The sequence below is a fragment of the Candidatus Omnitrophota bacterium genome (assembly GCA_028693815.1).
Taxonomy (GTDB): Bacteria; Omnitrophota; Gorgyraeia; order Zapsychrales; family Aceulaceae; genus Aceula.
This window is the reverse complement of record JAQUUP010000002.1, coordinates 20740-35621: the sequence shown is the minus strand read 5'-3', so window position 1 is coordinate 35621 and position 14882 is coordinate 20740. Positions and strand designations below refer to the sequence as shown.

Sequence of the window (14882 nt, the reverse complement as noted above, 5' to 3'; positions counted from 1 at the left end):
TTACTTGTAAGAAATGAATTCTATAAACTTTTTCTTCCTTTCGTTGACTTCTGCCATTGTCAACTTTGATGTCCGAGCGACTCCAAAACCTTCAACATTAAAGGATGACAATATCGTTGCATAACAAAGCGCTTGTTTAAGCGATTGATGGTTTAGTGTTTTGGCCCGACTCAAATATCCCATCAACCCACCGGCAAAAGTATCTCCTGCGCCCGTCGGATCAACCACCTTCTCAATAGGATATGCAGAATAAGAAAACATAAGATTATCACTATAAAACAAAACACCATGCTCCCCTTTTTTAACAATAATCATCTTTGGTCCCAATTTTCGTAACGCCTTAGCCGCTTTAATTAAATTGTCTTCCCCAGACAATGCTCTTGCTTCAGCATCGTTGGCAACAAATAGATCAACTTTTTTAATAAGTTTCAACAAAGAACTCTTTTTATGTTCTATCCACAAATTCATGCTATCCAGCCCAACTAATCTTGGGCATTTCATCGACTCTAAAACTTTTCTTTGAATCTCAGGGTCATCATTGGCTAAAAATACATTTGGGATCAATCTATGCGCTGAAACAATATTTGGAATAAAGCCTTCCAAGACACCGAGCTCAGTTGCATTTGTCACTGCGTTATTAAAATCTCCTTTTTTGTATTCTCCATTCCAATGAAATGTTTTTCCATCCTTATAAACCAAAGAATCTAAATTAATCTTTTTTGACTCAAATAGCTTCAAATATTTCTTTGGGAAATCTTTTCCAATCACTCCCGAAAGAGAAACTTCTGTAAACAAGGATGCGCTCATGCAAAAATGAGACGCTGAACCTCCCAACAAACGAGGTCGAAGCCCAAAAGGTGTTTTAATGCTATCTAACGCAACTGTTCCTGAAACTAATAAACTCATCGATTTTGACTCCTTAAATAATAACCAATAACCAAAAAAACAAACATCAAACAATATCCAATATTCAAATATCCAATATCTCAAACATTAATAAAATCATAAATTTATGTATTTAAAAGTCGTTAAATTTTAGTATTTAGAATTTATTTGGTTTTTGTATCTTGGTTATTGTTGTTTTATTAAATTATTCACCAATAATTTTTATCAACGCCCTCTTTTTCCTTCGCCCATCAAATTCCCCATAGAAAATCTGCTCCCACGGGCCAAAATCAAGACGTCCTTGCGTCACAGCCACAACCACTTCTCGCCCCATAATCTGACGCTTCATATGACCATCAGCGTTATCTTCTCCTGTATTGTGCCGATAACTTGAAACCGGCTCGTGCGGAGCAAGCTTTTCAAGCCAATCATCAAAATCCTGAATAAGGCCACGCTCATCATCATTAATAAAAACGCTAGAAGTGATATGCATGGCATTGACAAGACACAGCCCTTCTTTGATTCCGCTTTTATCAATTGCCTTTTGAACAACATCCGTAATATTAATATATTCTCGCCTTTGTTCCGTTGAAAACCAAAGCTCTTGTTTGTAACTTTTCATAAATATCACCTATCCATCATGGCTTCACTTAAAATATATCAATTCTTAAACTTTTGCCTTAGCGGATTTTAACTGACATAAAAAATTTTTAAAAGGTAAATAATGCCTCAAATTCTTCAAATCACTATCTTTTTGCATAAAATCAAATTCATCATATCCGCGTGCAACAGCCATCTGAATAACACAAAATGATTTCTCAAGACTTCCCAACAGTGAATAGCTGCACGCTAAATTATATAGAATAATCGGATCATCTGGCTTAAGTCGAACAAGTTTCTGGTCAACATAAAGTCCTTTTTCATAAAATCCGTGCTTTGTATACAAATCACCTAAAGCAACCAATGCTTCAATAAAATTTGGACTCTTTTCTAAAACCCCTTCGAAGAATTGGATTTCAAATTGTTCATTTTTCTTTTTGTTTTTTACTTCTTTGCAATCCATATTATTTCTCCAAAACAATACTTTGACGAACTTTCGTCGAAAGATCTTCTAAGCTTTCTTTGTAAGACACATAATCAGAAGGATCAATACGATCTATCTTCACAATATTGCTTTCCTTAAAAATAATCTTATTATTTTCTTTCTGATAAATATTCTCATAACGATACCACGGTGTTTCGCTAATCACGGAATCTGGAAGAGATTTAATCCGATAATTGCTCGGCAAAACAATCTCAAATATATTTTCTTCTTGCTGCGGAACAATAAGATCAATGGCATACACTCGACTTGGCTTTGAAACAATCTCTAAATCAATCTTTGTTAATTGTGGAATAACGCGTATCGATTTTCCTGCTCTCAAAAGGAAATCTGATCCTGAAAAAAGATAAGATAAAATAATATCGTTTTTCATCTCACCTAAATTCTCAACATCATAAGATATAAGCACCGAGCCTGGAACAATTCCCTGAATCTTCTCCTGCAAAGACTCTTTGACCAAAATTGGCATCGTATAGCGTAACCATCCTCTTTGCATCTGATCAAAAAATCCTGTTGTATTAACGCGACGAGATCCAGATACTTTTTCTTTTTCATCAAAGACAAGGCGCATAGACTTCTCAATTTTATTATGCGAATAGGAAAACTTTGGAACAGTTAAGATACGACCTTCGTTTTCGAAACAAACAAAAACGTCTCTTCCCTGATCACCACGCGGAAGATCCCCAAACAAAACAACTTCTCCCGTCGGATCAAGAAAAATATACTCCCCGTCAATTTGTGCCACAGCAATGCAGTGATTAAAAAGAAGTGACGGAAACTCTTCTGCCAAACTTGGAACATCTCGCGTCCCGATCAAAACAGGATAAGAGGCAATGCCAGCTTCTCGAAGCATGGCAATAAGCAAAATGGCTTGATCTTTACAATCTCCATACTTATTAGAAAAGATTTCTGCTGCCTGATGAGGCTCGTATCCGGCCTGTCCATATTCAATACCAACATAGCGAATATCTCGCGCACAAAAAGTATAGATCGCTTTCGCTTTTTCTTTCGGTGTCTCAAGCCCTTTTGTAAGCTCTGCTACTTTCTCCTTGATGTCTTCATTAGCCTTTATTTTATCTTTTGCCAAATCCCACCACCAGGTATAAATTTCATCCCAACTTTTAAATGTCGTCATCAAAATTGCTGCTGCCGACTCAGAAAAAGGAGGCATCAAAGGCTCAGGAATAATTTGATCGACATTTTGAAAAACCCAAGAATACGTTGTTGTTTTCTCCCCTTGCGTAATTTTAGGCTCAAAATCAAAATTTTGTTGATTCAATTCCTGGTTAATGATACGTGTTTGCAGTTCTTGGCCTTTAGGCAAACTGATCTGGAATTGAGCATTTTGAATCGGTTCTGCGCTCTGAACAAAATACGATGCACCAAGCTTGTCATTAGCAACCATTTTGTTTTCAAAAGTCTTTACCTTATATTCTAAAACAGCGCCAACAGTAACCTCTGGCATAGAAATAATTTTTACACGGGCATTGCTATAAAGCGGAAAATTAAGATATCGCGAAACATCTCGGATATGCTTCGAACCAACGGAAACAACTTCACCATCTGGCTTGATAGTGCGCGCAAACTCAATCTCAACTTTTCCATAAGTTGAATCATACGGAACTTGAATCTCCCCAAGTCGCTTACCTCGCTCGTTAAGAATTTTAATCAAATAATGTTCCTCGGAATAAACAGAGTGATCTTCACGAACCTCTATACTTTCTTCAGCAAGCAAAATAACAGCCCCGGCCTGCGGAAAATCTTCTTGTGACGGTGCACTAAGAATCAAATCACGAATTTTTGAATCAAGGCCTTCAAGCGTTATCTTTTCTTTTAACGCATTAATATCATTAATACGCTGCTGTGCTTTTGACGCAAAAGGTTCAGCAGTAATTCTTTCGTATAGCTCTAAAGCCTTTGTGTGCAAATTATGCTCTTCACATGTCAAACCATGATAATAAAGATATTCACTATCATCATCTTGTTCAAATTTCTCAAAAATAGACAAGGCATCTGTGTTGTTTCCTGCTTTATAAAAACAAATAGCCAACAATTTCTTCGCAAAATCGGAATTAGTTTTCCTCAACGCATCCGCCGCTTTTTCATATTGACCATGATCATAATACAAAGAACCTAATTTGTAATAAATGTCCTCAGGGTCATCGCCAGACTCAAGGGCTTTCTTATAACTTTCAACAGCCTGCTCATAATACTTCTTAGACCTTTCAGCAAAAACTTTTGCCTTTTCTTTAAATATATTGTTTTCTTCTACCTGCTCAGCCTTCTGACAAGAGCACGCACAAAAAACTAAAACAACCCCTAAAAGGAGCAATGTGTATTTCTTAAGCATTCTACCTCTCTTGCTAATTATTATATTTCGGAAGCGGAAGGAATTATTTTCCTAAATATTGCTCTATTCGCAATAAAGCTTCTTTTAGATTTTCGTAACTTGATGCATATGAAATTCTAACGTGGCCTTCGGCAGAATCACCAAAAGCTACGCCTGGCACCAAAGCAACTTTTTTCTTTTTCAATAAATCGTTTGCAAAATCTAACGAACTTTTATTAAATCGTTTAATGGAAGGAAAAACATAAAAAGCCCCTTGCGGCATATGGCAATCTAATCCAATTTCATTCAAGCGGCTCACAACGAAACGTCGCCTTCGCATATATTCTTTTTTCATCTCTAAGACGTCAGAAAGCCCAAATCTCAAAGCCTCAATACCAGCGACCTGACTTGTAATCGGAGCACAAAGCATTGTATACTGATGGATCTTTGTCATCGCAGCAATAATTTTAGCTGGCCCACAAGCCCATGCTAAACGAAATCCAGTCATTGCATAAGATTTCGAAAAACCGTTCAAATAAATCACATGATTTTTCATACCCGATAAACTTGATAAAGGCATATGCTGAAAATCATATGTCAGTTCATCGTAAACTTCGTCGCTAATAACAATTAAATTCTTCTTTTTAACAACACGAGCAATATCCTGAAGTTCTTTTTTGGTATAAGAAGCTCCTGTTGGATTACACGGATAATTAAGAAGTAGCGCTTTAGTATTTTTTGTACATGCTTTTTCGATTTGCTCAGAAGAAATTTTAAACCCATCTTTAACGCTTGTTTTTAGAAAAACTGGTTTGCCACCAGCCAAATCAACAACAGGCCCATACGAAACATAACAAGGCTCTGGAATAAGCACCGTTTCTCCTGGGTTTAGAATAGCTCGTACAGCTAAATCAAGACCCTCACTAACACCGACCGTAATCAAAGTCTCCTCATCAAAATCATATTTTAAGCCATAACGTCGATCTAAGAAATCAACGATACGCTTTCTAAGCTCGGCCATTCCTTTATTTGAAGTGTACGACGTATATCCTTGTTCGAGAGAAAAAATAGCTTTTTCTCGAATTCTCCAAGGCGTGACAAAATCCGGCTCACCAACGCCCAGAGAAATAACCTCTTTCATGTTTAATACTAAATCGAAAAAGACCCGTATCCCCGAAGGTTTTAATTGTTCAACCTTTTTTGAAATTTCCATTTTATGAATACCTTACTTTAATATGAAATATTTAATTTCTGTTTCTGTTTTTGTTTCTTAAGAACGTGCCCGTCCTCTTTGTATTTCTTCAGCAAAAAATGTGTCACTGTACTTCGCACATCTGGCATGGCAGATAATTTTGAGGCAACAAAACTTGCAACCATCTGAACGCTGCTTCCTTCAACTTCCAAAAGAAGATCGTACGATCCAGAAAGCAAATAACAACTTTTAACTTCTGGAAAACGATAAATACGCTCTGCAATATAATCGAATCCCACATCTTTTTTAGGTGTCATGCTCACTTCAATAAGAGCGCGAACAAAAGAAGTTTCTTCTTCAACGAGGTCTTTGTTGATGACGGTCTTATATTTAACAATAACGCCATTTTTTTCAAACTTTTGGATCGCTTTCTTAACAGAGGCAACGCTTTGCCCCACTAACTTTGCAATTTCCTCTGCTCGAATACGCGCATCTTGAGCCAAGATTTCTAGAATTTCATTCATGTTTCCTCCTTAAATGAGCCCCAAGCTTACGCGAGCGTTAGTGAGCGTAAGTTTGCTGGGCGAATTTACCCCGCTAAGCGGGGCTAATGAGCAATTAAACTCTAAGATCTAAAAAAACCTATAACTTAGAACTGCGAATTTACTCCGCACGTGAAACGTGTCGAAGTATTAACTTTTAAATTTCCGAACATCATCTATTTTAAAATCTCTGGTGTCTTAAAAAGCGATTTTGGCAAAACACTATTATTCGGCCGGTCACACTCGACATCCTTGCATGCATCATTTTCGCTAGGCTTCAAGGGAGGCGACGCCTCAGTTGTTGTGCTCAACAATCCAGATAAAGTCGCTCTCTGTTTTTCCGTCTTCTGTATTTGCCTATTTAAATCAAATACTTGACTGCTTAAAGAAAGATTGATAACTTTCAAGTCTTCTACACGAGTCAACAGCTTGTCTTCTTGTTCGCAAATAATCTCTTCTTGTTCATTTTGCTTCTTTAAAATTTGCTCTTTAAGTCCTGCTATATCCTTTTGAAGAATTATAATCTTTTGGTCTCTTTCAAAACGTTCTCTTTCAGGACGCTGTTTTAAGTCTTCAATCTCGCTTTCAAGATCATTAATAGACGCCAAAAGTTTTTGTTTTTGATAACGAAAATCTGTCAACGAATAACTAAAAGATATTGTATTTCTGGTCTCTTTTGCTTCCCGATCAAGAAACAACCCTTCCTTTTCAGCCTTTTTAAAAAGACTCGTAATATCTTGGGATGTCTGATCAAAATCCTTCTTTAGATCAACAATTTCCTTAAAATCTGGATTTTCATCAAATGAAGATATTTTAAAACTTTCGTCTGATAAATTTTGATTAAGTGAATCTCTAATCATAGCTTTGAGCGTAGATAAAGCTTCTTGTTTTTCCTGAAACTCCTTTTGCTCTTGCTTGAGCTCATTTTGGCTTTTCAGCAAGTCTCTTTTAAGCTGATCAAGCTGCTGACCAAACTCCCGAGCATCAAAGCGAGGCTGCGAATGAAGCGCTGCTAACATCTGATCTTTCTGCTGGCTTATATTGCTCAATGTTTTCATAAGATCAGAATTCTTTTTCTCCGCATCAAAAATCTTTTTTTGGTCACTCAAACTATTCGAGTTCATTGAAACAATCTGATTTTCAGTATCTTTTATCTCTGCGGCCAAATCCTTTGCTCGCTCTTTGAGCTTTTCTATCTTCTTCTTTCTTCTCAAAGGCTCTGCTTGAAGCCTGCTCTCTTTGTCCGATAAAACCCTAAGCTCTTCAACTAATGCGGACTTTTTCTCTTCGTATAAATCATTTTCACTGCTAATTATTCTATTTTTCTCTAAAAGAGCTCTTGCCTGCTTTTTTAATGTCTGATAAATATCCTTCATCGATTCTTCAGAAGAAATAACCTCATCAATATCGCCGTCAGAGATAGTTTGGCCGAAAGACAAAGAAGAAATGTAGAATATAAAGAAAAGTATAAATAGATATTTTTTCATATTTTTTTTAATATACATAAGAAAATATATAAATATATTATATACTGTCGTAAAAACAACGCAAACAAAAAATCTAGCTTTTAAATCTGATGCAAGCGGCTACGGATTTCTTTTCGATAAGCACGAAGAATTTTATTGGTAACCGGTCCCGCTTTTCCAGAGCCAATCATTTTCCCTTGCACAAATGTCAAAGGCATAATTTCCATCAAAGAATTAGTCAAAAAAGCCTCCTTCGCCTCAATCAAATCATCTGGAAGAACTAAAACCTCCTTGCAGTCCATATCCATCTTGTGCGCAATCTTTATAATAATCTGACGGGTAATCCCATTGAGACAGCCACTTTTAAGCGCCGGCGTATAAAGTTTCTGGTCTTTCACAAAAAAGATATTGCTCTTACTACCTTCAACAACAAATCCTTTGCGATTCAAAAGAATGGCTTCATCATTGCCGCGTGCTTTTGCTTTTCTTTGTGCCATTAAAAGCGGTAAATAGTTAACTGTTTTAATCCTTGAAGTAACTGATTCTTCATCTCTTCGAATATCTGAAAAAATAGCCTTAAGCCCTTGATTATATTTATCTTTTGAAAAAGGATGATAGGGAAAAACAGCTATTGAAATTCTTGTCTTTTCCTTTGCCTTCCAAACCATGAGACGAATGCGCGCATTCTTTAATTTGTTTGCCTCAAGAGATGCTTTAAGATATTTGATCATCTCCTTTTTTGTGCAAGGTGCGATCATTTTTAATGTCTTGAGCCCATCGTAAAGCCTTTTTAAATGTTCTTCAAAAGCAAACACCTCTCCTTGATAAGAACGCATCGTTTCAAAAACGCCAGCACCAGACAAAATCCCTGGAGACAACATCTTAGACCATGAATGCGTTACCGGAATCATAAACCCATCTAAAAAAATAACTTTTTTCTCCATCAATTAAACTCCTAATTTCTCCAAGAAAATGCTAGAAATACTTTTTCGCAAAGCAAGTGCCTTTAAAAGCGTTTCGTCATATTCGTTCTCCGCGATAGAATCAGCAACAATACCACCACCCACATGAAAAGACAATTTGTCTTTTTTCGCAACAAGAGTTCGAATAAGAATATTAAAATCCATCGACTCATCAAATCCAATATACCCAAAAGATCCCGTATACGCTTCTCGTTTATTAGGCTCAAGCTCATTAATAATTTGCATGGCACGAATCTTTGGGCATCCCGTTACAGATCCAGATGGAAAACATGCCCTTAAAATATCAAATACATTTTTATTCTCTGCCAACACACCCTCGACGGTTGATGTTGTCTGAAAAACAGTTCTATATTCTTCGAGTGTTCGCATCGATCGAACACGAACCGAACCCGGCAAGCACACTTTTCCTAAATCGTTACGCTCTAAATCAGTCACCATCAAAAGCTCTGCCTTTTCCTTAGGGCTCTCTAAAAGATCTCGCTTAAAAATCTCATCATCAATAATATTTTGTGATCGCGGCCGCGTTCCTTTCATTGGCGTTGTTTCAATGTGCTGGCCTCGCTTACACAAAAATTCTTCTGGGGAACTGCTAATAATCTGAAAATCTCCTGCATCAAAATAAGAGCCAAAGCTCGACGGAGAAATCGCTCTTAAAAAAACATATAACCTTGCCAAATCTTTAGTATTTGAGAAATCCTTTTTAAGCAAAAACCTTTGAGATAGATTGACTTGATAAATATCGCCCTGACGAATATATTCAAGCGCACGATCAACAGCTTCTAAATATTTTTCTTTCGTAAAATTACTTGAAAACTCAGAAGACTGCGAATATTCCTCTGAAAAATCAAAATCAACAACTTGTTTTTTTTCTTCTTTATATTCTTTGTTAAGCCGATTCTCAATATAGCGCAAATCTTCCAAGGCTTTCTTTTCTCTCAACAAATCATTTTTCTCTGGAATTCCCGTTGTAATAATATGTAGCTTATTTAAAACATGATCAATGGCAATAACGCCATTATAAAATCCAAAAAAACAATCTGGCAAAGATATCCCTGGCTTTTCACGCAAAAGGATATCTTCCCACTGACCCCCAAGTTCATAACCTAAAAATCCAACAGCCCCTGAAGAAAAAGGTGTTAATTGATTGTCGAGACAAATCTGATGTTGATCAAATTTATCTTGAAGCATTTCTAAAGAATTCTTTCCGCTTGCTGAAACAATATCAAAAGGCTTAAATCCAATAAAAGAAAATCGTCCTCGACTCGGCTGGCTCAAACTGCTATCTAAAAAAAACAACATCGGTTCATCTGAAAAAGCCAAGAAAATATCCTCACTTTTTCCTGAGAAATCATATGTTTTCGAAAACGTTTTTTTCAAAAAGAAATCTCCTTTAATCCCAAATTTTGCGTATTGTTCAAAATTAGCCTTCCCTAGTATTTTATCAAAAAAGCGTTAGGTAATCCCGGTTACCATTATTTCTTTCACAAAATCTGGGATAAAATATTTTGTTCTTTTGCAAGATGAACAAGTTTATAAAAAACCTCAAATGTCATTTCAACATCCGCCATAGCCCGATGAGATTGTTTACGCTCAACACCGAGGCTGCTTGCTACAAACCATAAAGGATATCGCTTTAAGTGCGGCATCACACGCTTCGAAATCCGGATAGTGTCTACTGCATTAAACGATTCTGCAGGCACAAGACCTGCTAAATTAAGCTCGTTTCGTAAAAAACCTAAATCAAAATTGATGTTGTGCCCAACGATAATGGCATCTCCTAGAAACTCTAGAAATGCTGGTAAAATCTCATGGCTTCTTGGAGCATCGATAAGCATCGACTCTGAAATCCGATTCACTTCAAACGCGCCGGGAGAAATAGAACGATCCGGATTAATCAAAGAATGAAATCGCTCCACAGGCTCTAAATTTCTTACTTTCAGCGCTGCAATCTCAACAATACGGTCTCCCCCTACCGGCGACAATCCTGTTGTTTCTACGTCAAAGATAACAAACTCTTTATCTAAAATATCTTGCATCAATTAATCCTTTTGTGAAATAGTATACGTTTTAATTTGCTTAGCCGGTTTAAACGATAATTTTGTTGACCGAACATTGTCTAGAGAAAAGTCATCCATAACATTTATAAAATTAAACGACTCAACAGCCTTCATTTTACAAAATTCACTAAAAAGATAAGTCGAAAGTCCCTTCATTTCTAGATCAGCAATCTCAAAAAGAATGCAAAAAACATCCTGCTTAAGAGCAAACCCAAAACTGTAGCCAACGATTCTACCTTCAACAAAAACAACACATCCAATCAAACCGAGATTTTGAAAATTATTTAAACAACGTCTTAAAGCAACACCGCTTTCATCGATCATCTGTTGATAGATCTCGTCACTATTTCTCTTTTTTCGCTTTTTTGTCCATTGATCATAGAGCAAAAAACAATTCTTTTTCATGCTGTCGCGATACGGGCAAAATTCAAACTTATAATTTTTAACAAAATGATTATAAGACGATCTCTTTGATTTAAATCGATTACCTTGGAGGTTTGCAATATCACATCGAGAATAAACCGTTTCTCTAGATTTCTCAAATCTAACAAAATCTTTTTCACCAAAAAGGCCCAAGTCCTTTTCTTCCACATTCTCAATACGCCCAACGCCTTTACCATTATTTTTCTCATTTAAAATTCTGAAACAGGTGTCAACGCATTCTCTTGAAATGCCTTTCCCTAAAGGAGGTAAATAAAGAAAGCTTCCCAAGTCATTACCAGCAAAAACAAGCAGTCTTTCATCTATCACTTGAAACTCAAAATCAAAGAAATCTTGCCATGCAAAAATATTAATAAATGAATACGATGAAAGCTCAAAGCCAGTCTTTTGCAAAAACTGATCAACAATTTTTCTTTGCGCAAATATGTCTTGGCTCATATCGAGAATAAAATGTCTAGTTCTTGGCTAGCGTCTGGATACGCTTGTGCCAACGCGCTAATATCAGACTTATCTTCAACACTACTAAAAAAATTCTTTAGATTTTCACGATATTGCGAAAACTCACCTGACGCTCTTTTTTCTTGAACAAACGGACAGGCTAAATGCACAGCGACCATTACCTTATCATTATCTTTAACTAAAACGAAGGGATAAAGCACGCATTCAAAAGGACGCTCTACATATTTTCGGCAAAGAGATGTTTTTTCATCAAGAAAGCTGCAAAGATACTGACTACCCGATACAACACTTTTAACACGATAATCCTCGTCGATAATCTCTTCGCTAACATAGGCCGCCTCTTGTTTTGTTAGCTTAGGTCGCCACAAACTTTTTTCTTCATAAAATCGGCAACAGCCCCTACACGCCAAACAAGTTTCTTGATCAACAAATTGTTTTAAGTTAACCATACTCACCCTTTTATTTAACCCTGCTCCCGATTTTAACATCACGATCCGGCGATAAAACAGATGGGCCAAAGTCATCCGAAGCGGCTAAAAGCATTCCATTTGATTCCTCACCTCTGAGTACAACAGGCTCTAAGTTATTAACAACAATAATTTTTCTTCCCAGCAAAGCCTCTTTAGAATACGCATTTCTAATTCCAGCCACAATCTGTTTTTCTTCTTTGCCTGTGTTGATTTTAAGCACATAAAGCTTATCCGCGTTAGGATGTTCTTTAACTTCTACAATTTGAGCGACAATAAGCTCAAGATTCTGAAAATCTTTAAAATTAATCATAAAAAACTCCTTTAATAAGGGCGTAACTTATGGAACGCTAGTGCTCATAAGTTACATGCCCGAATTAACTCCGCACGCGAAGCGTGTCGGAGCCTTTCTGTTAAAGTTAAATTTGACGAATCATTCTACCACAAGGGCTTTCTTTAGAAAAGCACTTGAATGACAGATGTGCCAATGTTACCATTAAATACAGTGCTTCGACAACTCCTTTGTTTACTATGAAAAAAATACAACTTTTATCTACTTTTTTATCTAAAAATCAGAAAATTCTTCTTCTAGTCCTTACTTGCATTCTAGGAATATTCATCCTAGCACCTTACGCCAACTTTCAGCCTATCTTAGCGCAAGGAGATCATGGTCGCGATCTTTATGCCTTTCGCTCAACCCTTGAAGGATCAACCCCTTATGAAGACTACTGGTGGGTCTATGGACCAGCTATGCCATATTATTATGCCAGCGCTTATAAAATTCTTGGCATAAGCATTCAAAGCATTTTGATCGCCAAAATCTTTCTCATCCTTATTGCAGGCATTCTTTTTTATCTAACAATTTCTCTTTTTGCCTCGCCCATGATGGCTATGGCCGCTACAGTTTGGTTTTTGGCTTTTCGACCCGAATTTTTTTATACCTACAATCACACAGGTGCCATTCCTTTCTTTATTCTCACGATGTTTTTTATCGCCCACTACATTCAATCTTGTCAGAAGAAATTTATTTATGCCACATTGTTATCAATTTCTACAATTTTCTTGATTAAAGCCAACATGGGATTTTTCTTTCTGTTATCCACCCTGATAACTTTTGCTCTAACTGACTACATTAAAGAAAAAAAGATCCAAAATAAGAAAATCTACATCCTTTCGCTGCTCGGCATTCCAGCCTTGGCGTTCTTGATTTATTGGCTACTTACACGAAACTTGCCAATATATTTTATCAAACAATGTTTTCCTTATCTTCCATCCTACGACCCAACTCACGCGAGCATTTGGATGTCTCTCGTAAAACTATGGCGCGTCGTCCTCTGGAATATAACATCGTGGTCTTTGCCCAACCGTATTTTTGCCATAATTATTTTTCTTTGCGGCTTTCGTTCAATTCAAGCAATGCTAAAAAACAGTCAAGAAAACAAAACAAAAGAATTCTTTTTGTTTCTTATTTCTTTAATTTTATTTATATTTTTTGGTCTTCACGAATTCTTTGCAAGCGCTATCGTTTATCGCATGCGCTGGGTCAACCCTTTTCAAATGCTTTTTATTTTTCTCATCATTGAATATGCCATCAAAAATTTATCTAAAGTTATTAGATTCTCAATCTATATAATCTTTCTTATTGTTGCCTTAACAAGCGCTGTGCAACAACATAAAATCGTCGCTCTGTATAAAAATAATAATCATTTGCTACAAATCAACAAAACAAAAGTTTATATTGAAAATCCACCTTCTTGGATTAATACGGTTACTTCTTCTGTCGACTATCTCAAGAAAAATGTGAACAAAGATGAAACCTTTCTTGCACTCCCTTATGATTCGCTTTATTATTTTCTAACAAATAAAAAAAGCCCGACTCGAGAACTCATCTTTTTTGATTATATTAATATTCCACAAGAACAAGAACGAGCCATTATTTCTGATTTAAAAGAAAACAATGCTGCCTATATTGTTTTGTCTAGCCGCTCTGACTCAAAAGAGGCCGGCCTTGGAACATTTGGAAAAACCTATTGCCCTGTTTTGAAAAAATATATTGATGAAAACTTCACCGCTGTTGAAACATTTGGAAATTGGGGAAATGAGCCCGGGTGGGCATGGTATCATGCGGTAAAAATTTTGAAACGAAAGGAGAACAAATGAAATGTCCTAGATGTTCTAATCCTATATCACCATTTAGACTCTGGATACGCGTGCGCGCATACCCTTACATAAAATGCGAAAAATGCGGTGCAGCTCTTGCCAGAAAATGGGATTTACAGCTTTGCATTGCAATCGCCTTATCCACAGGCGTAATCGTTCTTTTAAGCAAAGGCTTGTCTCCTGTCCTCTGCGCTATTTTAATTGCCGCAATAATGATTCTCGATATCTTTAATTGTAAATTAAAAGAAGTATAAACAAGTTCTAAAAGTTTAAACAACTGGAATGTTGCACCCGGCTGGGCATGGTATCATGGGTGCAAAGACAATATTAATCCTGCAACAACTCAATCTTATATCCATCAGGATCTTGGACAAAAGCCAAGACGGTTGTTCCGTGTTTCATCGGACCTGCTTCACGTGTTATTTTGCCTCCGTTTTTCTTAATATCCTCACAGGCCTTATAAACATCATCAACACCAATAGCCAAATGCCCATACGCATTGCCTAGGTCATATTTGTTCGTATCCCAATTATGGGTCAGCTCTAAAACCGTTGACTCGGATTCATCGCCGTAACCTAAAAAGGCCAACGTAAATTTACCTTCTGGAAAATCCTGTTTTCTTAAAAGCTTCATCTTCAAAACATCCATATAAAAACTTAGCGATTTCTCTAAATCAGAAACTCGAAACATTACATGAAGTACTCTCACTGCTAACCTCCTTTAAAACACATTATTAAAAAATAACCAAAACTTTTCTGTAACCATTTTAACGAAAAGATAAAAAACTGTCCCCTTTTTC

General features: G+C 36.5%; 16 protein-coding genes. 1 reads left to right on the top strand and 15 read right to left on the bottom strand.

The genetic code is table 11. The features are described from left to right. The 13 genes from PHY73_00865 to PHY73_00805 form a co-directional block, all read right to left on the bottom strand. Complete coding sequence (locus PHY73_00865) at positions 1–906, bottom strand: PfkB family carbohydrate kinase (GenBank protein ID MDD3374259.1); 906 nt, start codon at positions 904–906, stop codon at positions 1–3. A gap of 184 nt (positions 907–1090) precedes the next feature. Next, positions 1091–1507 (bottom strand): secondary thiamine-phosphate synthase enzyme YjbQ, encoded by a 417-nt coding sequence (locus PHY73_00860; protein MDD3374258.1) that lies wholly within the window; start codon positions 1505–1507, stop codon positions 1091–1093. Positions 1508–1552: 45 nt separating this feature from the next. Continuing rightward, positions 1553–1948, bottom strand: coding sequence for a hypothetical protein (locus PHY73_00855; protein MDD3374257.1), 396 nt, complete (start codon positions 1946–1948; stop codon positions 1553–1555). A gap of 1 nt (position 1949) precedes the next feature. After that, the gene (locus tag PHY73_00850) at positions 1950–4337 is read right to left on the bottom strand and encodes a DUF3857 domain-containing protein (GenBank protein ID MDD3374256.1); all 2388 of its coding nucleotides are present in this window, start codon (positions 4335–4337) and stop codon (positions 1950–1952) included. A 43-nt stretch (positions 4338–4380) separates the two neighbouring features. Continuing rightward, a complete protein-coding gene (locus PHY73_00845; protein MDD3374255.1) occupies positions 4381–5529 on the bottom strand; it encodes an aminotransferase class I/II-fold pyridoxal phosphate-dependent enzyme in 1149 nt (382 codons plus the stop codon). Positions 5530–5546: 17 nt separating this feature from the next. Beyond that, positions 5547–6032, bottom strand: a complete 486-nt coding sequence (locus PHY73_00840; GenBank protein MDD3374254.1) for an Lrp/AsnC family transcriptional regulator — start codon at positions 6030–6032, stop codon at positions 5547–5549. 194 nt (positions 6033–6226) lie between these two features. Further along, complete coding sequence (locus tag PHY73_00835; protein MDD3374253.1) at positions 6227–7537, bottom strand: hypothetical protein; 1311 nt, start codon at positions 7535–7537, stop codon at positions 6227–6229. Positions 7538–7617: 80 nt separating this feature from the next. Beyond that, positions 7618–8460 (bottom strand): aminotransferase class IV, encoded by an 843-nt coding sequence (locus PHY73_00830; protein MDD3374252.1) that lies wholly within the window; start codon positions 8458–8460, stop codon positions 7618–7620. A gap of 3 nt (positions 8461–8463) precedes the next feature. Beyond that, positions 8464–9876 (bottom strand): anthranilate synthase component I family protein, encoded by a 1413-nt coding sequence (locus PHY73_00825; GenBank protein MDD3374251.1) that lies wholly within the window; start codon positions 9874–9876, stop codon positions 8464–8466. A 104-nt stretch (positions 9877–9980) separates the two neighbouring features. Continuing rightward, positions 9981–10535 carry a 3'-5' exonuclease gene (locus tag PHY73_00820; GenBank protein ID MDD3374250.1) on the bottom strand — a complete coding sequence of 185 codons (555 nt, stop codon included), beginning with the start codon at positions 10533–10535 and terminating at the stop codon, positions 9981–9983. 3 nt (positions 10536–10538) lie between these two features. Next, complete coding sequence (locus PHY73_00815) at positions 10539–11435, bottom strand: phosphatidylglycerol lysyltransferase domain-containing protein (GenBank protein MDD3374249.1); 897 nt, start codon at positions 11433–11435, stop codon at positions 10539–10541. Continuing rightward, positions 11432–11905 carry a YkgJ family cysteine cluster protein gene (locus PHY73_00810; GenBank protein ID MDD3374248.1) on the bottom strand — a complete coding sequence of 158 codons (474 nt, stop codon included), beginning with the start codon at positions 11903–11905 and terminating at the stop codon, positions 11432–11434. Before PHY73_00810 ends, PHY73_00815 begins: the two co-directional genes overlap by 4 nt. A gap of 10 nt (positions 11906–11915) precedes the next feature. Continuing rightward, a complete protein-coding gene (locus tag PHY73_00805) occupies positions 11916–12236 on the bottom strand; it encodes a hypothetical protein (GenBank protein MDD3374247.1) in 321 nt (106 codons plus the stop codon). A gap of 218 nt (positions 12237–12454) precedes the next feature. Between PHY73_00805 and PHY73_00800 the strand changes: the two genes are divergently transcribed. Then, complete coding sequence (locus PHY73_00800; protein ID MDD3374246.1) at positions 12455–14083, top strand: hypothetical protein; 1629 nt, start codon at positions 12455–12457, stop codon at positions 14081–14083. Positions 14084–14147: 64 nt separating this feature from the next. On the opposite strand, the gene PHY73_00795 is transcribed toward PHY73_00800, so the two are convergent. Together PHY73_00795 and gloA are read right to left on the bottom strand one after the other, a co-directional pair. Then, on the bottom strand, positions 14148–14360 hold the full coding sequence (locus PHY73_00795) for a hypothetical protein (GenBank protein ID MDD3374245.1): 213 nt from the start codon (positions 14358–14360) through the stop codon (positions 14148–14150). Between the two features lie 50 nt (positions 14361–14410). Then, positions 14411–14791, bottom strand: a complete 381-nt coding sequence (gene gloA, locus PHY73_00790) for a lactoylglutathione lyase (GenBank protein ID MDD3374244.1) — start codon at positions 14789–14791, stop codon at positions 14411–14413. Positions 14792–14882: the final 91 nt, after the last annotated feature.